Genomic DNA, 21,825 nt, shown 5'->3' on the forward strand with positions numbered 1-21,825 from the left:
GCGGGCCCTGCAAGTCGTCGCAGCCGTCACTGCGGCTGTTTTTTCTTTCGCCTCGCATTGCGGGCCAGCATGTTGAGCAGTTCCACCAGCGCCGAGAACGCCATGGCGGCATAGACGTAGCCCTTCGGAACATGGAAGCCCATGCCTTCGGCGATCAGCGTCGTGCCGATCATCATCAGGAAGGCGAGCGCCAGCATGACGATGGTGGGGTTGCGCTCGATGAAGTTGGCGAGCGGCGTTGCGGCCAGCAGCATGACGGTGACGGCCACGATGACCGCGACGATCATGATCGGCAGATGCGGCGTCATACCGACGGCGGTGATGATGCTGTCCACCGAGAAGACGAGGTCGAGCAGCAGGATCTGGCCGATGGCGGCGCCGAAATTCATGCCCACGGGGCCGCCCACCATGTCTTCCTTGTGGTCTTCCGGGTCGACATTGTGGTGGATTTCCTTGGTGGCCTTCCACATCAGGAAAAGACCGCCGGCGATAAGGATCATGTCCTTCCAGGAGAAGGCGTGGCCGAAGAGTTCGAAGACCGGCGTGGTGAGCTGCACGATCCATGCGACGGTGCCGAGCAGGCCGAGACGCATGACGAGCGCAAGGCCTATACCGATCTTGCGGGCTTTTTCGCGCTGTTCGGGCGGCAGCTTGTTGGTGAGGATGGAGATGAAGATCAGGTTGTCGATGCCGAGCACGACCTCCATGACGATCAGCGTGACGAGCGCCACCCAGGCGGCGGGGTCAGATAGAAGAGGGAGAATGGACTCCATCAGGTAGGTTTTCCTTTCAGCAACAAGGCCAGCCGAAACATTCGGTGGGTGGAATTTATAGCGCAATACGCGAGAAACAAGGAGTTGATGGCTCCGGAGCGCAAGATTTCATCGAAATTTCGCGCAGACCGCGTATTGGCGTTCACGCCGTTGCTGAATGATCTCAGGTCTTATCGGTTCCGTAGGCAGCCATGAATACCTTGATGGCGCTGGCGATCACCCGGTCCAGTTCTTCTTCCGGAACCGGGCCTTCGATCTCTCCGAACAGGCGCAGCTTGAAGAAGGTGCCGGTGGAAAGCTCGATATATTGCCGGGCGGCCAGTTCCACGTCGTCGACCTTCAGATGGCCGAGCGCGACATGGTGCTCGATGAAATCCTGAAGCACGGTGCGGACATTGTTGGGTGCGGCGATGAAGAAGCGCTGCGCCAGCTTCGGCATGCGGTCGATGACGCCGATGACCGAGCGCATGGCCGGGATCATCTCCGAGCAGATCATCTTGTTGGCGAAGGCCTTGCCGAATTGTCTCAGCCCGTCGCGCACCTCTTCGGTGCCGGCCAGAATATTGCGCATCGAGGTGGCGAATTCCTGCCGGTGGTGATCGACCAATGCCGCGAACAGATCTTCCTTGTTGGAGAAATAGACATAGATCGTGCCCTTGGAAACGCCGGCTTCACGCGTGATGTCGTTCATGCTGGCCGCATCGAAACCCTTGCGCTTGAACACACGCCAGGCGCCAGCCAGAATCTGCTCGCGTTTGGCCGGGTCTTCACCCGCCGCAAAACGCCCGGCGGCATTGCCCGGACAGCCCGTTTCCGTTTCCGTCTCCATATCCCTGTCTTCACCTGCCATTGCTACCCGCCTCTTAGCATCGCAATGGCGTAAAAAAAATTAACCGAACGTCGAACCAATCGGTTCGATAACGCTTGATATGTGTCAGGAAAGAGATTATGTCAATCGAACCGAACGGTTCAGTTCGAAAAACTTTCTTCAATTTATCACGGTAAGCTCCCATGTCGGCCCAGAAGAATAGCGCGGTTCGCGCCGTCAACGATGCGGAAGAGGCGGATATCTCCGCCAAGGCCGAGACCTCTCCGGCAAAGCCGGCCGAGGCCGCGCCGCCGCAGCAGCCCCAGACCATTGCGGCGCCGAAGCAGAAGAAGCGTTCGAAGCTTCTGCCGGTCATCGCGGTTGCCCTTCTCGCCGGCGCCGGCTGGTACGGTTACAACTGGTGGGTCGACGGCCGCTTCATGGTGTCGACGGACGACGCCTATATAGAAGGCGATATCGCCGTCATCGCACCGAAGGTTTCGGGCTATGTCGCCAGGGTGAACGTGGTCGAGAACCAGGAAGTCAAGGCGGGCGATCCGCTGGTGACGCTGGACGACGGCGATTATCGCATCGCGCTCGATCAGGCCGAAGCCCAGATCCGCACCGAAGAACTGTCGCTGAAGCGCATCGATGCGCAGATCGTCGGCGGCGAAGCTTCGCTGGAACAGGCCGTCGCCCAGAAGGGTGCGCTGGATGCCGCCCTTCGCGGTGCCGAAATCACCCAGAAGCGCGCCAGCGAGCTGCAGGCGAAGGATGTCGGCACGGTTGCCGCCTCCGACAATGCGCAGGTCGCGCTCGATCAGGCCAGGGCGAATGTCGTGGCCGGCGATGCCGCCATCTCGTCGGCCAAGGCCAATGTGGAACTCCTGCGCGCCCAGCGCGAGGAGGCCGAAAGCACGATCCGTTCGCTGCAGCTTTCCCGCGACAAGGCCGCCCGCGATCTTTCCTTCACGGTTCTGAAGGCGCCCTATGACGGTGTCATCGGCAATCTGGCGGTTCAGAACGGCGATCTGGTTTCGGTCGGCAAGCGTCTGGCTTCGCTGGTGCCGATGAACGAGCTTTATATCGACGCCAATTTCAAGGAAACGCAGCTTGCCCGCGTCGTGCCCGGTTCGAAGGTTCGCGTGCATGTGGACGCCTTTGACGATGCGACCATTGAAGGCACGGTGCAGTCGATTTCGCCCGGCTCGGGCTCGGTCTTCTCCATGCTGCCGCCGGAAAATGCGACGGGCAACTTCACCAAGGTCATCCAGCGCGTGCCGGTTCGTATCGTCTTCTCCAGGGAAGACCTTGCAAAGCACAATCTGCGCGCCGGCCTCAGCGTCGTTGTCGATGTGGATACCCGCACGGCGCCGGAAGGCACCAGAACGGCGCAAGTTAACCCGGAAGCCAAGTAAGGCGCATCGCTGATGCGCCGTTGAGGTCAAGATCATGGCGGCTACGGTTGTCGGTACGGGCGGGGCGTCCATCCCCGCCGATCCCCCGATGGACAGGCGCAGGCTCATCGCCTTCTTCGCGATGGTCTTCGGCATGTTCATGTCCATCCTCGACATTCAGATCGTCTCCGCCTCGCTGGCGGAAATCCAGGCGGGTCTCGGCGCGGGTTCCGATGAGATCGCCTGGGTGCAGACCTCCTATCTGATCGCCGAAGTCATCATGATCCCGCTGTCGGGCACGCTGGCGCGCATTCTCTCCACGCGTGTGCTCTTCGCCACCTGCGCGGCCGGTTTCACCATATCGAGCGCGCTCTGCGCCACAGCCACCAATATCGACCAGATGATCGTCTACCGCGCGATCCAGGGCTTTATCGGCGGCGGCATGATCCCCTCCGTCTTCGCCGCCGCCTTCACGATCTTCCCGCCCTCGAAGCGTTCGGTCGTCTCGCCGATCATCGGTCTCGTCGCCACGCTTGCGCCCACCATCGGCCCGACGGTCGGCGGTTATCTCTCCAATGCCTTTTCCTGGCACTGGCTGTTCCTCGTCAACATCATCCCCGGCATCATCGTCACCATCCTCACCTGGAGCCTGATCGATTTCGACAAGCCGGAAAAGTCGCTCTGGAAGAAGTTCGACTGGTGGGGGCTGATCTCCATGGCGGTCTTCCTCGGCTCGCTGGAATATGTGCTGGAAGAGGGCAACAACAAGGACTGGTTCAACGACGAGCATATCGTCATGGGAACGGTCGCCATGGTCATCGGCGCGGTCGTGTTCTTCTGGCGTGCCTTCAAGGTGGAATTCCCTGTCGTGGATATCCGCGCCTTCGCCGACCGCAACTTCTCCATCGGCTCGCTGTTTTCCTTCGTCATGGGCATCGGGCTTTATGGGCTGACCTATCTCTACCCGCTCTATCTCGGCCGGGTGCGCGGTTACGATGCGCTGATGATCGGCGAGACCATGTTCGTCTCCGGTCTTGCCATGTTCTTCACCGCGCCGATTGCCGGCAAGGTCTCCACCAAGCTCGATCCGCGGGCGATGATGGCGATTGGCTTCATCAGCTTCGGCTGCGGCACATGGATCATGACGCATGTGACGACAGACTGGGATTTCTATGAGCTTCTGATCCCGCAGATCCTGCGCGGTTTCGGCCTGATGATGTGCATGGTGCCGATCAACAACATCGCGCTCGGCACCCTGCCGCCGGCCCGCATCCGCAATGCGTCCGGCCTGTTCAACCTTACCCGTAACCTCGGTGGCGCGGTCGGTCTTGCCATCATCAACACCATGCTGTCGCAGCGCACGGACGACCATTATGTGCGGCTGGCCGAACATGTGAGCTATTCCAACCCGCAGGCGCTGGAATGGCTGAACAGTGTCGGCGCCAACTACGATTCCTACGGGCTGGACGGCGCCTCCGTCGCCGTCAAGAAACTGGTCGGCATGGTCTCGCAGCAGGCATGGATATTGGCCTTCGCGGATGTGTTCTTCGCGCTGACGCTGTTGTTCTCGAGCCTGATCTTCATGACCGTGCTGATCCAGAAACCCAAGGCAGCGCCGCCGCCAGACGCGGCGCACTAACAAGAATCCCCTCCCATCCACCGCAGAGCTGGGGCCGTCGGAAATGACGGCCCCTTTTTTGTTTTGAATATGGAGCGAGCGGGGGCGGCATATTTCTTCTCCCCGCCGGGGAGAAGTCCGCGGCAGCGGGATGAGGGGGCAACGGTAGAGATAAACCGAGAGCTGGCCCCCTCATCCGACCCTTCGGGCCACCTTCTCCCCCTCGGGGAGAAGAAACGCGCGGCACCGTTTCGCGAAGAGCCGCCAACCCGATACCGCCTTTCCGTGAAATATGAGGTACGTACATCATTTTTCAGTTTACCTCGACTGCAAAGCTGGATATGCAAGGGGAGGGAGGAGCCATGAAGCCGACAGTTCACGATATCGCCGAGCGGGCCGGCGTCAGTCTCGCCACCATCGACCGGGTGCTGAACATGCGCCCCGGCGTGCATGCGGCAACGCGGGCACGGGTGGAGGCGGCCATTGCCGAGCTTGGTTATGTGCGCGATATCGCGGCCGCCAATCTGGCCAAGGGCCGCAATTATTCGCTGGTCTTCATCCTGCCGGGCAATGACAATTCCTTCATGGCAACATTGCGCGCCGAAGTGCGGGCCGCAGCGGCACGGGCGCATCTGGAGCGCACGGCGATCCGCGTCATCGAGGTGCCGCCGTTCAATGCCACGGCGCTGACGGAGGCTCTGGAAGTCGCGCGGCGGGAAAAGCCGTCGGGCGTCGCCTTCGTCGCCACCGATTCCGAAGATGTGGCCGAAGCCGCCGACCGGCTGGCCGAAGACGGCATCGCCACGGTGACGCTGGTGTCCGATCTTTCCGGTTCGCGGCGGGATCATTATGCCGGCGTGGACAACGTCGCGGCCGGGCGCACGGCGGCGAGCCTGATGGGACGTTTTCTCTCCGGGCGCGGCGGCGATGTCGCGGTTGTCGCCGGCTCCATGCTGGTGCGCGACCATCGCGAACGTCTGGAAGGATTTCGCGCCGTCATCGAAGCCGAATTTTCGCAATTGCGGTTGCTGTCGGTGCTGGAGGGCAGGGACGATCCGCTGACCGTCGAGACGCTGGTGCGCAAGGCGCTCGGCAATGCCGCGCTCTCCGGCATCTACAGCCTCGGCGCGGGCAATCGCGGCCTCATCCGCGCGCTTGGCGCCGCAGAGGGCGAAAGAGCGCTTTCGGTCATCGCCCATGAGCTGACGGAAAACACCGCCAATGCGCTGCGGGAAGGGCTGCTGGACGCCGTGCTCAACCAGGATGCCGGCCATGAGGTGCGCAGCGCCATCCGCGTTTTGAAGGCGCGGGCCGACGGTCTGCCCGTCATCGCCGCGCAGGAACGTATCCGTATCGACATATTCCTCAGGGACAATCTGCCCTGATGAGAGCATTTCCAGGAAAAGTGGCCGCCGGTTTTCCGTCCGGAAATGCGGTGACACTTAAAACCGCTGAAAGCGGCGCATGGCGCGCCGGAATGGAGAAATACATGTATCTCGGTCTCGATCTTGGCACATCCGGCGTCAAAGCCCTGCTGATGGACGGCGATCAGAAAATTATCGGCTCGGCCAACGGCTCGCTGGACGTTTCGCGCCCGCATCACGGCTGGTCGGAACAGGATCCGGCGGACTGGATTGCCGCCACGAAAACCGCCGTTGCCGGCCTGAAGCAGAAGTTCCCGAAGGAACTTGCCGCCGTGAAGGGCATCGGCCTTTCCGGGCAGATGCATGGCGCGACGCTGATCGATGCGGCCGGCAAGGTGCTGCGCCCCAGCATCCTGTGGAACGACACGCGCTCTTATGCCGAGGCCGCGGCGCTGGATGCCGATCCGCGTTTCCGCAAGATCACCGGCAACATCGTCTTCCCCGGCTTCACCGCGCCGAAACTTGCCTGGGTGGCGAAGAACGAACCTGAAATCTTCGCGAAAGTGGCCAAGGTGTTGCTGCCGAAGGATTATCTGCGTCTGTGGCTGACGGGCGAATACATCTCCGAAATGTCGGATTCCGCCGGCACCTCCTGGCTCGATACCGGCGCGCGCAAATGGTCTTCCGAACTTCTCGCCGCCACCGGTCTGGATGAAAAACACATGCCCTCGCTGGTGGAGGGCACGGATGAGGCGGGCGTGCTGCGCGCCGAACTTGGCTCCGAATGGGGCATTTCCGGCCGCACCGTCGTTGCCGGCGGCGCGGGCGACAATGCCGCTTCCGCCTGCGGCATGGGCACCGTGAAGGAAGGCAACGCCTTCGTATCGCTCGGCACATCGGGTGTGCTTTTCGCCGCCAATGCATCTTACCTGCCGAAGCCGGAAAGCGCGGTGCATGCCTTCTGCCATGCGCTGCCCAACACCTGGCACCAGATGGGCGTCATCCTTTCCGCCACCGATGCGCTGAACTGGTATTCGCGCCTCACCGGCCAATCCGCCGCCGATCTGACCGGCGAGCTGGGTGAAACGCTGCTTGCACCAACCGGTGTCACCTTCGCGCCCTATCTCTCGGGCGAGCGCACCCCGCACAACGACGCCGCCATTCGCGGCTCCTTCATCGGCCTTTCGCATGAAAGCGACCGCAAGGCGCTGACCCAGGCGGTGCTGGAAGGCGTGACTTTCGCGATCAGGGACAATCTCGAAGCGCTGAAATCGGCCGGCACCTCGATTTCCCGCGTCACCGCCATCGGCGGCGGTTCGCGTTCGGCCTATTGGCTGGCCTCCATCGCCACCTCGCTCGGTGTGCCCGTCGATATTCCGGCCGAGGGCGATTTCGGCGCCGCCTTCGGCGCGGCCCGCCTCGGCCTCATTGCCGCGACCGGGGCCGATCCGGTGGCGGTTTGCTCGCAGCCGGAAACGGCGCGGACCATCGAGCCGGTGTCGGCGCTGGCCGGCGCCTATGAGGAGGCTTACCGGCGCTATCATGCGCTTTATCCGGCTATTCGGGCGCTTTCGCATTGAGGTATTGAGGGTGTGGCTACCCCCCCTCTGTCCTGCCGGACATCTCCCCCACAAGGGGGGAGATCGACAAGCGGCGGACACCTCGCCCATAGAACGAGCGAGTACGGCATCTGATCTCCCCCCTTGTGGGGGAGATGTCCGGCAGGACAGAGGGGGGTGAGCCACGCTCTCCAACCTATACCGAACACCATCTAAACCCACCAAGGAGGATCACCATGAGCACAGGTTTCTTCGGCGATATTGCCAAGATCAAATATGAAGGCCCCGACAGCACCAACCCGCTGGCCTTCCGCCATTACAACCCCGACGAAATCGTCGCCGGCAAGCGCATGGAAGATCACCTGCGTTTTGCGGTGGCCTATTGGCACACCTTCACCTGGCCGGGCGGCGACCCCTTCGGCGGCCAGACCTTCCTGCGCCCATGGTTCGAAGATACGATGCAGGCGGCGAAACTGAAGGCGGATGTGGCTTTCGAATTCTTCTCGCTGCTCGGTTCGCCGTTCTACTGCTTCCACGACGCCGATGTGCGCCCGGAAGGCCGGAACTTCGCGGAGAATACGAAGAACCTCAACGAGATCGTTGATTATTTTGCCCAAAAGCAGGCCGATACCGGCGTGAAGCTTCTGTGGGGCACGGCGAACCTCTTCTCCAACCGCCGCTTCATGTCGGGTGCGGCGACCAATCCGGACCCGGATGTCTTCGCTTTCTCCGCCGCGACCGTGAAGACCTGCATGGACGCCACCAAGAAGCTCGGCGGCGCGAACTATGTTCTGTGGGGCGGCCGCGAAGGTTACGAGACCCTGCTCAACACCGATCTGTCGCGTGAACTCGACCAGCTCGGCCGCTTCCTCAATCTGGTGGTGGAATATAAATACAAGATCGGCTTCGAAGGCACGATCCTGATCGAGCCGAAGCCGCAGGAGCCGACCAAGCACCAGTATGACTACGACGTCGCCACCGTTTACGCCTTCCTGCAGAAGAATGGTCTGGAAAAGGAAGTGAAGGTCAATATCGAGCAGGGCCATGCCATTCTCGCCGGCCATTCCTTCGAGCATGAGCTCGCAATGGCCAATGCCTTCGGCATTTTCGGCTCCATCGACATGAACCGTAACGACTACCAGTCCGGCTGGGATACCGACCAGTTCCCCAACAACGTGCCGGAAATGGCTCTCGCTTATTACCATGTTCTGGCCGGTGGCGGTTTCAAGAATGGCGGCACCAACTTCGATTCCAAGCTGCGTCGTCAGTCGCTCGATCCGCAGGACCTGCTGATCGGCCATATCGGCGGCATGGATTGCTGCGCCCGCGGCCTGAAGGCGGCGGCGAAGATGATCGAGGACGGCGCGCTGTCGAAGCCGCTTGCGGAGCGTTACGCCAGGTGGGATTCGGCTGAAGCCCAGAAGATGCTGCGCGGCGAGTTGAAGCTGGAAGAGATTGCCGCCCTGGTGGAGCGCGAGGATATCAATCCCGAGCCGAAGTCCGGCCGTCAGGAATATCTCGAAAACGTGGTCAATCGTTACGTTTGACACGGGCAATAGGGGGCAACGGGAGCGTCGCCCCCTCATCGCCTCGCTTCGCTCCGGCACTTCTCCCCGGCGGGGAGAAGAACAAGCGGGTTACTTCTTGCCCGAAATGGCGTGGGCGCGACATATTTCTTCTCCCCGCCGGGGAGAAGGTGGCCCGAAGGGCCGGATGAGGGGGCTTGCTCCCCTCCTCAATAAAGCGCGGACAATTTTTCTCCGTCCTTCTTTTCCTTACAGCCACTTATCCCGAAACATCTCCCCACTCATCCCCACCCGCCATTTCCGCCGCATCATTCCTCCCGCAACCGGAACGGAAGGGCGATACGCGCGGCGCCTTTCGCGAACCGGAGGCCGGCATCGACAAGCATGGTTCTGGCAGACCGTGTTTCGGAAAGGCATTCCGCCGGGCCAGAGGCGGGAAGGACCGATCCGATAGGTGCCGTGAAAAGGCTGTGACCGACCGGCTGCCCTGGCGGCCCTGATGATGCGGCCCGGTGAATGCAACGACTTCCACCACCTCCCATCTTCCACCCGCATTCGCCGGGTCGATGCCTTGCGCCGCCGGCAAACCGCTGCGGCGGCACTCCCCCATACAAAGCGCTTTGGACTTGTTAACCGCGCATCCTGAAACGTTGTAGATTCCTGCCGCCCACGACTGTACGTGCCGGCCGACATGGTCTAAACCGCTGCTGATCTTTTCACGCTCGATGGACAGAGAAGGGCCTCGTAGATGACCGATCCCAAAACGCTAGCCGCCCGTTTCCCCGGCGATTTCCTGTTCGGCGTCGCGACCGCCTCCTTCCAGATCGAAGGCTCCACGAAGGCAGATGGCCGCAAGCCCTCCATCTGGGACGCCTTCTGCAACATGCCGGGCCATGTCTTCGAGCGTCACAATGGCGATATTGCCTGCGATCATTACAATCGCTGGGAGCAGGATCTCGATCTCATCAAGGACATGGGTGTCGAGGCCTATCGTTTCTCCATCGCCTGGCCGCGCATCATTCCGGATGGTTTCGGGCCGATCAACGAGAAGGGGCTGGATTTCTACGACCGCCTCGTCGATGGCTGCAAGGCGCGCGGCATCAAGACCTATGCGACGCTTTACCATTGGGACCTGCCGCTGACGCTGATGGGTGAAGGCGGCTGGGCCTCGCGCTCCACCGCGCACGCCTTCCAGCGATACGCCAAGACCGTGATGGCCCGCCTGGGTGACCGGCTGGATGCGGTGGCGACCTTCAACGAACCCTGGTGCGCGGTGTGGCTCAGCCATCTCTATGGCATTCATGCGCCGGGCGAGCGCAACATGGAGGCAGCCCTTGCCGCCATGCATCACATCAATCTCGCCCATGGTTTCGGCGTGGAAGCCTCCCGCCATGTCGCGCCGAAAGTGCCGGTGGGGCTGGTGCTGAACGCCCATTCCGTCATCCCGGCTTCCGATAGCGACGCCGATCTCAAGGCCGCTGAACGGGCCTTCCAGTTACACAACGGCGCGTTTTTCGATCCGGTCTTCAAGGGTGAATATCCGGCCGAGATGATGGAGGCGCTGGGAAGCCGCATGCCGGTGGTGGAGGCGGAAGACCTTTCCATCATCAGCCAGAAGCTCGACTGGTGGGGCCTGAATTATTACACGCCGATGCGCGTTGCCGACGATGCGACACCGGGCGCGGAATTCCCCGCGACCATACCGGCCCCGGCCGTCAGCGATGTGAAGACCGATATCGGCTGGGAGGTCTTTGCCCCGGCGCTCCAGTCGCTGGTGGAAACGCTCTATAAACGTTACGACCTGCCGGAATGCTACATCACCGAAAACGGCGCCTGCTATAATATGGGCGTGGAAAACGGCGAGGTGGATGACCAGCCGCGTCTCGACTATTACGCCGAACATCTCGGCATCGTCGCCGATCTCATCCGCGAGGGTTATCCGATGCGCGGTTATTTCGCCTGGAGCCTGATGGATAATTTCGAATGGGCCGAGGGCTATCGCATGCGCTTCGGTCTCGTGCATGTGGATTACGACACGCAGCTACGCACGCTGAAGAACAGCGGCAAATGGTACAGCGCGCTGGCTTCGGGCTTTCCGAAGGGCAATCACGGTTTGGCGAAGGGCTGATACCTCTCCACCGTCATCCTCGGGCTTGTCCCGAGGATCTGCAACCGATTGATTTTATTCGACGTGATTAGATCCTCGGCAGAGGGCCGAGGATGACGTTGAGAGGATGCACGGCGGTCACGCAATAAAGTTCTCCCACCTTATAATCAGTTTTCCAAACTTTTTTATCGGTTACCCCGCGGTGCCTGCTTGCGCGCGCCGTCCCGCCTCCTATGTCAGACGGGCTACGAAGGCGTAGCACCCGTTCTGGCGTCCAAGGGGCAGGGCGGGATGGTCCTCCCAGGGAAAACGAACATGCTTATCGAAAAACTCAACTGGCGTTATGCCACCAAGAAAATGGATCCTTCCAAGGCCGTGTCGGAAGACAAGGTCGAGCGTATTGTCGAGGCGGCGCGGCTTGCGCCCACCTCCAGCGGTCTTCAGCCCTTTGAAGTCATCGTCGTCACCGATCCCGAAGTGCGCGCCAAGATCCGCGAGATCGCCTGGAACCAGGCGCAGGTGACCGACGGTTCGCATCTTTTGGTCTTTGCGGCATGGGACAATTACACCGAAGAGCGGATCAACCACATGTTCGATCTGGTCAACGAAGAACGCGGCATCAAGAATGAAGGCTGGGAAGCCTATCGCCAAATGCTGCTTTCCACCTATCCGCAGCGCGAGCAGCAGGTGAATTTCGAACACGCCGCCCGTCAGGCCTATATCGGCTTCGGTATGGCCGTGGCGCAGGCCGCTTTCGAGGGCGTGGATTCCACTCCGATGGAAGGCTTCGACCCGGCGAAGCTCGATGAAATCCTCGGCCTGCGTGAAAAGGGCCTGCGCTCCGTCACCATCCTGCCGCTCGGTTATCGCCAGCCGGAAGGCGACTGGCTGGTGAACCTGAAGAAGGTGCGCCGGCCGGCCGATGAATTCGTCAGCCGCGTCTGATTTCTCCCAATCGCGAAAGCTTGACTGCCGCAGGGCCGCCTACGCGGCTTTGTGGTAGATTTTTCCTCTCTTTTCAGATAATTGAAAAAACATCCCTGTTAAAAGGTGGCGTGTGCGGGCAAGTATGCGCCATCGAATTGCCGATCCCCGGCATTTCTGAGTGAAAGCCTGACGAAATGACCCGGAAAATCAGCTGTCATCGAATGTGCCCGAAGGCTGCATGAAGAGAGCGGTTCAGCACCGCAACAGGATTTTTTGAGACCCGATCCGTCACGCATTCCCAGAGTTTACAATGAGTTTTCCATCCAGCGCGGCATCCCCCGCGCGCCAAGAACAGGCGGTCCCTGAAGGGTCGGCAAAGGAGCCTATGGTCACGTTTGAAGGCGTGACCAAGACCTTTGGCGGCGCCGGCGGCAAGCCGGGCTTCGCAGCCCTTGCCGGTATCGATTACGTCGTGCCGAAAGGCTCCATCACCGGCATCATCGGCCGCTCCGGTGCCGGCAAATCCACGCTCATCCGCCTCGCCAACGGCCTTGAAAAGCCCTCGACCGGCCGCGTGGTCGTCGATGGCGTCGATGTCGCGGCGCTGGATGAAAAGAGCCTGCGCACGCTGCGCCGTTCCGTCGGCATGATCTTCCAGCACTTCAACCTTCTGTCCTCGCGTACCGCTTTCGACAATGTGGCCCTGCCGCTCGAAATCGCCGGCATGGGCAAGAAGGAGATCGAGACGCGCGTTGCGCCGCTGCTCGATCTCGTCGGCCTTTCCGACAAGGCCAATCGTTACCCGGCGGAACTCTCCGGCGGCCAGAAGCAGCGTGTCGGCATTGCCCGTGCGCTCGCCACCCAGCCGAAGCTGCTCCTCTCCGACGAGGCGACATCGGCGCTCGATCCGGAAACGACGCAATCCATTCTCGAACTGCTGAAGCGCATCAATGCCGAGCTGGGGCTCACCGTGCTGCTCATCACCCACGAGATGGAGGTGGTGAAGACCATCGCCTCGCAGGTGGCCGTCATCGACAGGGGCCTGATCGTCGAGCAAGGCACGACCTTCGATATCTTCACCGCGCCCAAACACGAGACGACCCGCAGCCTGCTGTCGTCCTCGGTCGGCGTGAAGCTGCCGCATTGGGTCACTTCGGGCCTGAAACCGCAGGCGGCGGAAGGCGACCGCGTTCTGGTGCGTCTGGTGTTCTTCGGCGAGACGGCCTTCCAGCCGCTGACGGCGCGCCTCGTCGCCGAAATCGGCCCGGACGTGAACATCCTTGCCGGCACCATCGAGGAAATTTCCGGCCAGCCCTTCGGCTCGCTGGTCGTCTCCTATCCGGCCTCGGCGGATGTCACCGCCCGCGCCAATCGCTTTTATGCTGAGACCGGTCTTCACACGGAGGTGCTCGGTTATGTCGCCTGATATGCTATTCAGCCTTCTCTCCAAGGGCCTGTTGCAAACGCTGCACATGGTCGCCGTTGCCGGCATCGTCGGCTCGCTGATCGGCGTGCCCATGGGTGTTTTCCTTGCCACCAGCGGCAAGGGCGAGCTGTTTCCGGCGCCTATGACCAACCGGATCCTCGGCCTCGTCGTGAACGCCGCGCGCTCCACGCCCTTCATCATTCTGGTGGTGGCGATCATTCCGTTCACCCGCCTCGTCGCCGGCACCTCCATCGGCACCAGCGCAGCCATCGTGCCGCTGACGGTTGCGACCGTGCCCTTCATCGCAAGGCTGGTGGAAGCGGCGATCCGCGAGGTGGACAAGGGCCTGATCGAGGCCGCCCGCGCCATGGGCGCCACGCCGCTGCAGATCGTGACCAAGGTGCTTCTGGCCGAAGCCAAGCCCGGCATCACGCTGGCGCTCACGCTCACGCTGGTCAGCCTCATCGGTTATTCGGCCATGGTCGGCGCGGTCGGCGGCGGCGGGCTGGGCGATCTCGGCATCCGCTACGGTTACCAGCGCTTCATGCCGGATGTGATGCTGGTCGTGGTTCTGGTGCTCATCGTGCTGGTGCAGCTGGTGCAGAGCGCCGGCGATAGGCTGGCCCGCAGCTTCGACAAGCGGACCCGGAAGAATTAACTGCGTTTATAATAACAACCCAAGGAGACACCCATGAAGAAACTCATTCTCGCGGCTTCGCTCGCCGCTCTCTTCACCGCCGGTCAGGCGCTGGCCGAGACCATCAAGATCGGCGTAACCCCCGCCGAGCACGCGCAGATCATGGAGCAGGTGAAGAAGATCGCGGCCGCCAAGGGTCTCGATATCGATATCGTCGAATTCTCCGACTATGTCGTGCCGAACCAGGCGCTGGCCGATGGCGAGCTGCAGGCCAACTCCTTCCAGCACCAGCCTTACCTCGACAACCAGATCGCTGACCGCAAGTTCGATCTCGTCAGCGTCGGCACCACCATCACCACCCCGATGGGCGTTTATTCGAAGAAGGTGAAGAACCTCGACGAGCTGAAGGACGGCGCAACCGTCGGCATTCCGAACGACCCGACCAATGGCGGCCGCGCGCTGCTGGTTCTCGCTTCCAAGGGCGTGCTCAAGGTCAAGGAAGAGGCCGGCCTCAAGGTAACGCCTGCCGACATCACCGAAAACCCGAAGAACATCCAGATCGTCGAACTCGACGCCGCCCAGCTGCCGCGCTCGCTTGACGATACCGACGCTTCGGTCATCAACACCAACTATGCCACGGCTGCCGGCCTGAACCCGAAGAAGGACGCCATCGCCATCGAAAGCGAAAAGTCCCCTTACGCGAACGTCATCGCCGTTCGTGCGCAGGACAAGGACAAGCCGTGGGTGAAGACGCTGGTTGAATCCTACCAGAGCCCGGAAGTGAAGGCCTTCATTCTGGAAAAGTACAACGGCACGGTCATCCCGTCCTGGTAAGCCGCTCCAGCACTGGATCAGACCGGTATTTAAGGCGAAAACCGCTTACACTTTTCGCCATCCCGGTCTAAAAAATCACGACCTCTCCCGTTCGCGGGGGAGGTTTTTTCTTTTCCGGACGGACGCAAATCCGCCTTCCATGAAAAACCCGGGGCATTTCAGGGAAGGATTTTTCAGCGCCTCTGCCAGACTGTCGTTTTATACCCGTAGTTTTTTGGGGCGGGGCCACAATGCGGCTTAACCGCTTTTGAATGTTTCCTTCGGAAGATGATGCTTTCGAAGGGGATTTTATGCGGATTGCGCCGCGCAACATTGGGGACTATTTGCCGGTCGGGCGCAGAACCGCCGTGGGCGTCGTATTGTCCACCTTCGCGCTGGTGCTTATCATCGTCACCGCGCTGGTTTTATCCGCCTTGAGCCAGGTCCGGGAAAAGGCCAACCTGCTCGACAATGCCCGTTCGCGCGAGACGACGGCGGGCGCCCTCGTCACTTTTCGCGAACAGCTCGGCGCGACGCTGAACGACTACGCCGCCTGGGACGATGCCGCCGAATATGTCTATGCCCCTGATCGTTTCGACTGGGTGGCAAGCAATTATGGCGAGATGACGGTCAATAACGATCTCTTCGATACGGCCGTGGTCATCGATGAGGACGGCAAGGTCCGCATGGCCTATCAGGACGGCAAGCCGGTGGCATGGAAGCCCGACGCCTATTTTGCCGGCGGCCTCGGGGAAATGATCGAGCGCGTGAGTTCCATGCGTCCAGGTATCACCTCGCAGGTGACCGGTTTCGTCAAGACCGGCGACGGTATCGCCGCCGCGGGCGTTGCGCTCGTGCGGATGAAGTCCGGGGCGCTGCCGTCTGTCGGTGCGGAGCGGCGTTACCTGGTTTTCGCCCGTCATCTCAAGCAGGCGACGGTGGACAAGCTTGCCCGCAATTACGTCATCGACGGTCTGGAACTGCAATATGGCGACGGGCCTGCCGCCAACCATGTGGATATCGTCAATCCGCTGGGGGAGGTGCTGGCCCGGCTCGTCTGGCGCTCGCACCTGCCGGGAGACGTCAGCTTTCATGAGGCGCGTCCGGTTGTCTTTACCGCGCTTGGCATTGCCGGCACGTTTTTTCTGGTGCTGCTCATCATCGGTTCGGCCACGCTCGACCGCCTGAAGGCGGATGAGGCGGCGGCGCGGGAGGAGGCGCTGCGCGACCGGCTGAGCGGGCTCAGCAACCGCGCCGGGCTCTTCGCCAGGCTGAACCGCATGGTCGACAGGGGCCGCCATGACAAGACGGACATCAAGCTGCTCTATCTCGATCTCGACGGTTTCAAGGAAATCAACGATTCCTACGGTCATGCCGCCGGCGACCGGCTGATCAAGGGCGTGGCGGCGGCGCTGAGAGTGCTGGTGCCGGAAGGCGCGGTGCTGGCGCGGCTCGGCGGCGACGAATTCGCCATCGCCATTCAGGGCAACGACGTCTGGGCCGAAGGCCGCAAACTGTGTCTGGCGCTTCTCGAACTCTTTACCGAGCCTTTCAGCATTGGTGAAAGGGTGGCGAGCATCGGTTGCAGCATCGGCACCTCGGTTTCCCGCGCCGGCGACATCAATGGCGAGGAGTTGCTGCGGCGTGCCGATATGGCCATGTATCAGGCCAAGGAGAACGGACGCGGGCGTTACGTTTCCTATGAGCTGAAGATGGATGCGCTGCGCGAGGAAAAGCTGCAGCTCGAAGCCGATCTTCGCTCCGCCATTCTGAACGACGAGATACAGGTGGTCTATCAGCCGGTCGTCAGCGCCGCCACGCGCTGCATTACCGGGGTGGAGGCGCTGGCCCGCTGGCAGCGGCCGGGATATGGCTTCGTGCCGCCGGATATCTTCATTGCGGCTGCCGAAACCAGCGGCCTTATTGACCGGCTCGGCCTTCTCGTCCTGCACAAGGCCTGCGAGACGGCGCAGCAATGGCCGTCCATCAAGCTCTCGGTGAATATCTCTCCCGTACAGTTCCGCAATCCGGCCTTCTCCGGCCATGTGGCCGATATTCTCGACGCGACGCAGACGCCGCCCGAAAGGCTGCGGCTGGAAATGACGGAAGGTTATTTCATCCAGCATCCGGAACGGGCGAGTGCGGCCATCGACAAGCTGAAACAGCTTGGCCTGCATATAGCGCTCGACGATTTCGGCGCCGGCTTCGCCAGCGTCGGTTATCTGCGCCGCTTCGGTTTCGACCGGATGAAGATCGACCGTTCGCTGATCATGGCGCTCGACAAGGGCGGCCGGTCGCTGGAAATGCTGCAGGCCACCGTGGCGCTGGCAAAGTCGCTCGATATTCCGGTGACGGCCGAAGGCGTGGAAACGGAAGAGCAGGCGGCCATCCTGCATCTGTGCGGCTGCGATGAGTTGCAGGGTTACCTGTTCTCGAAACCGGTCGCGGCGGAAGAGATCACCGCCATGCTGGACGGGCAGGACGCGCCGCTCTTTGCGTTGCGGGCAGGGGCGTGAGGCTGATTACTTCCACCCATTCTTGATCACCTGAAGGTGCGGCCCATTTCTTCTCCCCGACGGGGAGAAGAAACACGCGGCGCCCGCTCAAACAAACCCCAACCGTTATGCAGGCCGATAGCCGACGGGGATTACCGCCCCAGATGCCGCTCGCCGCGCTTCTTTGCCAGTTCGATCTGCTGCTGCCGGTCGCGGAAGCGCTGGCGGTCCTCTTCGCTGCGGTCGTCGTAGCAGCTCGGGCAGGACACGCCTTCCTCGAATTTGGGGGATAGGCGCACTTCCGGCGTAATCGGGTTGCGGCAGGCGTGGCAGAGCTGGTGGTCGCCTTCGGCAAGGCCATGTACCACCGAGACGCGCTCATCGAACACGAAGCAGGCGCCTTCCCACAGGCTTTCTTCTTCCGGCACTTCTTCCAGATATTTCAGGATGCCGCCCTTGAGGTGATAGACCTCGTCGAAACCCTGTTCCTTCATGAAGGCGGTGGCCTTTTCACAGCGAATGCCGCCGGTGCAATACATGGCGATCTTCGGCTTGTTGTGCAGGCCGGGATTGTTCTTCACCCAGTCGGGAAATTCGCGGAAGGTTTTCGTCTGCGGATCGACCGCACCCTTGAAGACGCCGATGGCGGTCTCGTAATCGTTGCGGGTGTCGATGACGATTGTATCCGGATCGGAGATCAGCTCGTTCCAGTCGCGCGGGTCGACATAGGTGCCGACGATGCGGTTCGGATCGATATCCGGCACGCCCATGGTGACGATCTCTTTCTTGAGCTTCACCTTCAGCCGCACGAAAGGCATGTGCGAGGCGCGGCTTTCCTTGTGCTCCAGCGCGGTAAATTCCGGCTGGGCGCGCAGGAAGGAGAGCACGGCGTGAATGCCCGCATCCGGCCCGGCAATGGTGCCGTTGATACCTTCGGCAGCAAGCAGCAGCGTGCCCTTGACGCCGTTTTCCTGGCAGAGCGCAAACAACGGCTCGCGCAGGCTCTCGAACCGCGGCAGGCGGGCGAAATGATAAAGCGCGGCCACAAGGAAATCACCAGAGACTTCCGGGCGGGGGAGAATGGTCGTGTCGGTCATGGGCGCTGAAATACAGCGACGGCGGCCGCAAAGCAATATTTATCGGCGGGTTCGGGTATTTTGAAAATCGTCAAATATCTGCCGGAGTGAGGCAAATGGGAGGCGCTTCGTGCCTCAAATCCGACATTGGCGAAAGCGCAAGACCTGTCTTCCGTCATCCTTGGGTCTGTCCCAAGGATCTAATCACGTGGCGCAAAATCGAAACGTTGCAGATCCTCGGGACAGGCCCGAGGATGACGCCGAGCCCGACGGGACGTTTTCACGTCGTCTCCAGCCTATTTCGCCGCCTGCCGCCACAACAGGCCGACGATGCGGCTTTCGGTGCGGGCGGATTCGGAAAACACCTCGTTTGCCAGCGCAAGACCTTCCGTGCGCAGCGCCTGCTGTCGCTCGATGATGGCATCGAGCAGCAGGGCCAGCCGCTCGCCATTGCCGAAACGGTCCGGCTCGCGGTCGGCGACGGCGGCGAGAACCGAGAGATCGTGCTCGTGGCCGAGAATATCCACCAGCCGCTTGGTATCGGCCCGCTTGGCGCGCATGGCGGAAGGCCAGAGCCGGCGCATCAGGCCAAGATGCATCCAATAGGCCTGCCCGGACTTGCGCAATTCATGGAAATGCTCGACGTCGGCCTGCTCGTGGCAATCGGTGAGCGCCTTGCGCGCCCTTTTTCTCTGTTTCGCCCAGGCGCTTCTCAGCAGCCGGGCGGTGTCTTTCAACTCATCCGGCAGCGACAGGTCCTCAAGCTTCTGGCGCGCTTCCCCGCAGCCGGCAATGGCGGCGGAAATGGCTTCGTCGAGACCTGCCTCATGTTCTATGGCGTCGTCGCGGCGCGCGCGCAGCATCGCGGTGATCGAGCGCAACGCTTCGCCCTGGGCATCGGAACGCGCGAAGGCCTCGAGATATTCCGCCGTCTCCACCAGCGCCGTTGCATCGCGCGCAAAGGCGAGGGAGCGGGCGATATCGCGAATACGGGCGTTTTCCTCGCGGCCGAAATCCGGCGCCGCCTTGCGGATGAGGCGATAGAGGGCGCGCAGCCGCTTGAACCGCTTGCGGGCGTCGTGCACGGCCTCGTGCGATCCGGACGGCTGGTCGCGAAGGATCGTGACCGTATCGTCGATCAGCTCCAGCCCGGCCCGACGGATTTCATTGTCGAAGGGCTTTTTCGGATCAATTCTGAAGGGCATCCGGCAAGTCTCCGTTCGGACAGTCCATGGCGAGCGACTGGTTGGAGAAGCGCTTGTCTCCGGTGACTTCCCTGCCCAGCCAGGACGGCAGATCGGGATCGGCATTCTCGTCGTTCATTTCCACTTCCGCCACCACCAGCCCGTGATATTTCCCTTCGAAAACATCCACTTCCCAGGTGAAGCCGCCATGATCGACGGTGTGGCGGGTTTTTTCGATCACCACGCCCGGCGCGCTCGCCATCAGCTCTTCGGCGTCCTTGAGGGGTATGGAATATTCATATTCGTCGCGAACAAGCGCGCTTGCGCCGATCTTGATGGTCAGGGTCGCATCGCGCCGGTCGACGATCCTGACCCGGACCGAGCGGTTTTCCATCGAGGCGACATATGCCTGCCGGAAAGCCATGCTATGCGTGACCTCATTGCGCCATTCAACGCCTGCAACAAGAAACTTCCGTTCAATTTCCTTGGCCATGCTGTCTCCGCGAACTGGGGCGCCAGATTATCGCAATATGATAGTGTGATGAAGCGAATTGATTGAAGTATCTGGATAAAAATGCGGCTGGCGCGCCTCGACATGAAAGCCGAGGCAGGCTAATCGGTAGACGGAATTTCAATCGTTTCAATTGCGCAAGGGAGGCTCATCTTGGCCCAGGACTCCGAAAAACTGCTCTCCATCCTCAAGCTCCAGCCGGTCGTGCCGGTGCTGATCGTGGATGACGCCGCTTCCGCCGTGCCGCTTGCGCGCGCTTTGGTCGCAGGCGGCCTGAAGGCAATCGAGATCACCATGCGCACGCCGGCGGCGCTCGATGCCATCCGCGCGGTTGCGGCGGAAGTGGAGGGTGCGAATGTCGGCGCCGGCACCATTCTCAATGCCAGGGATTTCGAAGCGGCGGCGGAAGCCGGCTCCACCTTCATCGTCAGCCCCGGCATCAATAAAAGCGTGCTGGAAGCCGCGCGCGGTTCGAAGGTGCCGTTGCTTCCGGGTGCTGCCACTGCCAGCGAAGTCATGGCGCTGCGCGACGAGGGTTACAAGGTGCTGAAGTTCTTCCCGGCCGAACAGGCCGGCGGCGCACCTTATCTCAAGGCGCTGTCCTCGCCGCTCGCCGGCACCGTCTTCTGCCCGACCGGCAGCGTCTCGCTCAAGAACGCCAATGATTATCTCTCCCTGCCGAACGTCGTCTGCGTCGGCGGCTCCTGGGTCGCCCCGCGCGAACTGGTGGCGACGGGTGACTGGGCGGGCATCACCAAGCTTGCCGCCGAAGCCGCCGCATTGCGCGGCTGATTTGCATCCTGTCAAACCCGTTCACGAAGGCGTGAGCGGGTTTGACATTTGTATTCGGCCCACGGCTTCCTATCTCCCCTGTAGATTTGACCTCTACAGGAGATTTTGATGTTCGACGCCAAGAAGCTTCTTGAACAATTCCTCGGCTCGCAGGTGCCGGGCCTTTCGGGAAGCGTCCGTGACAGAGCCGGGCAGGCCGCCGATATCGCAAAGAACAATCCGCTCAAGGCCGGCGCGCTCGCCGCCGCCATTCTGGGCACTAAGACCGGCCGCAAGCTCGCCGGCAATGTCGCCACCATCGGCGGCGTGGCCGCCATCGCAGGTCTCGGTTACCTCGCCTACAAGAATTACAAGTCCGGCCAGGCGCCTGAAGTTGCGCCGAAACCCGAGCCGGAGCTGCTCGCCCCGCCCGCCGATTCCGCCTTCCACCCGCAATCGCCAGCTCTTTCCAATGATTTCGCGCTGAAACTCATCCAGGCGATGATCGCCGCCGCCAAGGCGGACGGTCATATCGATGAGAAGGAGCGCGCCAATATCATGGACAAGGTGCAGGTCTCCGGTCTCGATAGCGAAGCCGAGCGGTTCCTCGAAAAAGAGCTGGCCGATCCGCTCGACATCGACGCGCTGGTGGCTGCCGCCCGCACGGAAGAGCAGAAGGTGGAGCTTTACACCGCCTCGCGGCTTGCCATCGAGGCCGATACGCGGGCGGAGCGGGGCTATCTCGACCTTCTGGCCGGGCGGCTTGGGCTGCCGGATGCGCTGGTCGATCATATCGAGGCGACGGTGGTGGCGGCGAAGGTTTGAGGTAGGCG

Annotated in this window: 18 protein-coding genes; 13 read left to right on the plus strand and 5 right to left on the minus strand. The window is 61.6% G+C overall.

Annotated features, from left to right (window positions below; translation table 11 throughout):
* Positions 1–26 precede the first annotated feature (26 nt).
* Positions 27–773, minus strand: a complete 747-nt coding sequence (locus tag ACQZ5G_RS24440; protein WP_080853574.1) for a TerC family protein — start codon at positions 771–773, stop codon at positions 27–29.
* Between the two features lie 163 nt (positions 774–936).
* Positions 937–1,623: a TetR/AcrR family transcriptional regulator gene (locus ACQZ5G_RS24445; RefSeq protein WP_448739256.1), complete on the minus strand. Its 687-nt coding sequence runs from the start codon at positions 1,621–1,623 to the stop codon at positions 937–939.
* Between the two features lie 161 nt (positions 1,624–1,784).
* On the opposite strand from ACQZ5G_RS24445, the gene ACQZ5G_RS24450 reads away from it, so the two are divergent.
* The 11 genes from ACQZ5G_RS24450 to ACQZ5G_RS24500 all read left to right on the plus strand — a co-directional run bounded on the left by ACQZ5G_RS24450 (position 1,785) and on the right by ACQZ5G_RS24500 (position 17,471).
* Positions 1,785–2,999, plus strand: coding sequence for an HlyD family secretion protein (locus ACQZ5G_RS24450; protein WP_448739255.1), 1,215 nt, complete (start codon positions 1,785–1,787; stop codon positions 2,997–2,999).
* A gap of 34 nt (positions 3,000–3,033) precedes the next feature.
* Positions 3,034–4,617 carry a DHA2 family efflux MFS transporter permease subunit gene (locus ACQZ5G_RS24455; RefSeq protein WP_003520997.1) on the plus strand — a complete coding sequence of 528 codons (1,584 nt, stop codon included), beginning with the start codon at positions 3,034–3,036 and terminating at the stop codon, positions 4,615–4,617.
* A gap of 341 nt (positions 4,618–4,958) precedes the next feature.
* Entirely contained in the window at positions 4,959–5,981 is a 1,023-nt protein-coding gene (locus ACQZ5G_RS24460) for a LacI family DNA-binding transcriptional regulator (RefSeq protein ID WP_448739254.1), read from the plus strand.
* Between the two features lie 104 nt (positions 5,982–6,085).
* On the plus strand, positions 6,086–7,540 hold the full coding sequence (gene xylB / locus ACQZ5G_RS24465; RefSeq protein WP_448739274.1) for a xylulokinase: 1,455 nt from the start codon (positions 6,086–6,088) through the stop codon (positions 7,538–7,540).
* A 215-nt stretch (positions 7,541–7,755) separates the two neighbouring features.
* The gene (gene xylA / locus ACQZ5G_RS24470; protein ID WP_004433392.1) at positions 7,756–9,066 is read left to right on the plus strand and encodes a xylose isomerase; all 1,311 of its coding nucleotides are present in this window, start codon (positions 7,756–7,758) and stop codon (positions 9,064–9,066) included.
* A gap of 727 nt (positions 9,067–9,793) precedes the next feature.
* Positions 9,794–11,173 (plus strand): GH1 family beta-glucosidase, encoded by a 1,380-nt coding sequence (locus tag ACQZ5G_RS24475; RefSeq protein ID WP_004433395.1) that lies wholly within the window; start codon positions 9,794–9,796, stop codon positions 11,171–11,173.
* A gap of 294 nt (positions 11,174–11,467) precedes the next feature.
* Positions 11,468–12,097, plus strand: coding sequence for an NAD(P)H-dependent oxidoreductase (locus ACQZ5G_RS24480; protein WP_004433398.1), 630 nt, complete (start codon positions 11,468–11,470; stop codon positions 12,095–12,097).
* 367 nt (positions 12,098–12,464) lie between these two features.
* On the plus strand, positions 12,465–13,505 hold the full coding sequence (locus ACQZ5G_RS24485) for a methionine ABC transporter ATP-binding protein (RefSeq protein ID WP_004433400.1): 1,041 nt from the start codon (positions 12,465–12,467) through the stop codon (positions 13,503–13,505).
* Positions 13,495–14,163: a methionine ABC transporter permease gene (locus ACQZ5G_RS24490; RefSeq protein WP_004433403.1), complete on the plus strand. Its 669-nt coding sequence runs from the start codon at positions 13,495–13,497 to the stop codon at positions 14,161–14,163. The genes ACQZ5G_RS24485 and ACQZ5G_RS24490 overlap by 11 nt, the downstream gene beginning before the upstream one ends.
* Positions 14,164–14,196: 33 nt before the next feature.
* Positions 14,197–14,976, plus strand: coding sequence for a MetQ/NlpA family ABC transporter substrate-binding protein (locus ACQZ5G_RS24495; RefSeq protein WP_004433407.1), 780 nt, complete (start codon positions 14,197–14,199; stop codon positions 14,974–14,976).
* A gap of 251 nt (positions 14,977–15,227) precedes the next feature.
* On the plus strand, positions 15,228–17,471 hold the full coding sequence (locus ACQZ5G_RS24500; RefSeq protein ID WP_448739253.1) for a bifunctional diguanylate cyclase/phosphodiesterase: 2,244 nt from the start codon (positions 15,228–15,230) through the stop codon (positions 17,469–17,471).
* A gap of 131 nt (positions 17,472–17,602) precedes the next feature.
* On the opposite strand, the gene trhO is transcribed toward ACQZ5G_RS24500, so the two are convergent.
* The 3 genes from trhO to ACQZ5G_RS24515 all read right to left on the minus strand — a co-directional run bounded on the left by trhO (position 17,603) and on the right by ACQZ5G_RS24515 (position 20,203).
* Complete coding sequence (trhO, locus tag ACQZ5G_RS24505; RefSeq protein WP_137005591.1) at positions 17,603–18,547, minus strand: oxygen-dependent tRNA uridine(34) hydroxylase TrhO; 945 nt, start codon at positions 18,545–18,547, stop codon at positions 17,603–17,605.
* A 275-nt stretch (positions 18,548–18,822) separates the two neighbouring features.
* Positions 18,823–19,731, minus strand: a complete 909-nt coding sequence (locus ACQZ5G_RS24510) for a CHAD domain-containing protein (protein ID WP_448739252.1) — start codon at positions 19,729–19,731, stop codon at positions 18,823–18,825.
* A complete protein-coding gene (locus ACQZ5G_RS24515; RefSeq protein WP_448739251.1) occupies positions 19,715–20,203 on the minus strand; it encodes a CYTH domain-containing protein in 489 nt (162 codons plus the stop codon). Before ACQZ5G_RS24515 ends, ACQZ5G_RS24510 begins: the two co-directional genes overlap by 17 nt.
* 171 nt (positions 20,204–20,374) lie before the next feature.
* On the opposite strand from ACQZ5G_RS24515, the gene ACQZ5G_RS24520 reads away from it, so the two are divergent.
* Both ACQZ5G_RS24520 and ACQZ5G_RS24525 read left to right on the plus strand, forming a co-directional pair.
* Positions 20,375–21,013 carry a 2-dehydro-3-deoxy-phosphogluconate aldolase gene (locus ACQZ5G_RS24520; protein WP_035226090.1) on the plus strand — a complete coding sequence of 213 codons (639 nt, stop codon included), beginning with the start codon at positions 20,375–20,377 and terminating at the stop codon, positions 21,011–21,013.
* Between the two features lie 108 nt (positions 21,014–21,121).
* Complete coding sequence (locus tag ACQZ5G_RS24525; protein WP_004433421.1) at positions 21,122–21,817, plus strand: tellurite resistance TerB family protein; 696 nt, start codon at positions 21,122–21,124, stop codon at positions 21,815–21,817.
* The last annotated feature ends 8 nt before the right edge of the window (positions 21,818–21,825 follow it).

It is taken from the genome of Agrobacterium sp. 22-214-1 (assembly GCF_053522465.1).

Coding starts and splice junctions, on each gene's coding strand:
- ACQZ5G_RS24495 (WP_004433407.1), top strand. CDS start 14,197: ATGAAGAAACTCATTCTCGCGGCTTCGCTCGCCGCTCTCTTCACCGCC.
- ACQZ5G_RS24485 (WP_004433400.1), top strand. CDS start 12,465: ATGGTCACGTTTGAAGGCGTGACCAAGACCTTTGGCGGCGCCGGCGGC.
- ACQZ5G_RS24515 (WP_448739251.1), bottom strand. CDS start 20,203: ATGGCCAAGGAAATTGAACGGAAGTTTCTTGTTGCAGGCGTTGAATGG.
- trhO (WP_137005591.1), bottom strand. CDS start 18,547: ATGACCGACACGACCATTCTCCCCCGCCCGGAAGTCTCTGGTGATTTC.
- xylA (WP_004433392.1), top strand. CDS start 7,756: ATGAGCACAGGTTTCTTCGGCGATATTGCCAAGATCAAATATGAAGGC.
- ACQZ5G_RS24490 (WP_004433403.1), top strand. CDS start 13,495: ATGTCGCCTGATATGCTATTCAGCCTTCTCTCCAAGGGCCTGTTGCAA.
- ACQZ5G_RS24500 (WP_448739253.1), top strand. CDS start 15,228: ATGTTTCCTTCGGAAGATGATGCTTTCGAAGGGGATTTTATGCGGATT.
- ACQZ5G_RS24480 (WP_004433398.1), top strand. CDS start 11,468: ATGCTTATCGAAAAACTCAACTGGCGTTATGCCACCAAGAAAATGGAT.
- ACQZ5G_RS24510 (WP_448739252.1), bottom strand. CDS start 19,731: ATGCCCTTCAGAATTGATCCGAAAAAGCCCTTCGACAATGAAATCCGT.
- ACQZ5G_RS24445 (WP_448739256.1), bottom strand. CDS start 1,623: ATGGCAGGTGAAGACAGGGATATGGAGACGGAAACGGAAACGGGCTGT.
- ACQZ5G_RS24525 (WP_004433421.1), top strand. CDS start 21,122: ATGTTCGACGCCAAGAAGCTTCTTGAACAATTCCTCGGCTCGCAGGTG.
- ACQZ5G_RS24450 (WP_448739255.1), top strand. CDS start 1,785: ATGTCGGCCCAGAAGAATAGCGCGGTTCGCGCCGTCAACGATGCGGAA.
- ACQZ5G_RS24455 (WP_003520997.1), top strand. CDS start 3,034: ATGGCGGCTACGGTTGTCGGTACGGGCGGGGCGTCCATCCCCGCCGAT.
- ACQZ5G_RS24460 (WP_448739254.1), top strand. CDS start 4,959: ATGAAGCCGACAGTTCACGATATCGCCGAGCGGGCCGGCGTCAGTCTC.
- ACQZ5G_RS24475 (WP_004433395.1), top strand. CDS start 9,794: ATGACCGATCCCAAAACGCTAGCCGCCCGTTTCCCCGGCGATTTCCTG.
- xylB (WP_448739274.1), top strand. CDS start 6,086: ATGTATCTCGGTCTCGATCTTGGCACATCCGGCGTCAAAGCCCTGCTG.
- ACQZ5G_RS24440 (WP_080853574.1), bottom strand. CDS start 773: ATGGAGTCCATTCTCCCTCTTCTATCTGACCCCGCCGCCTGGGTGGCG.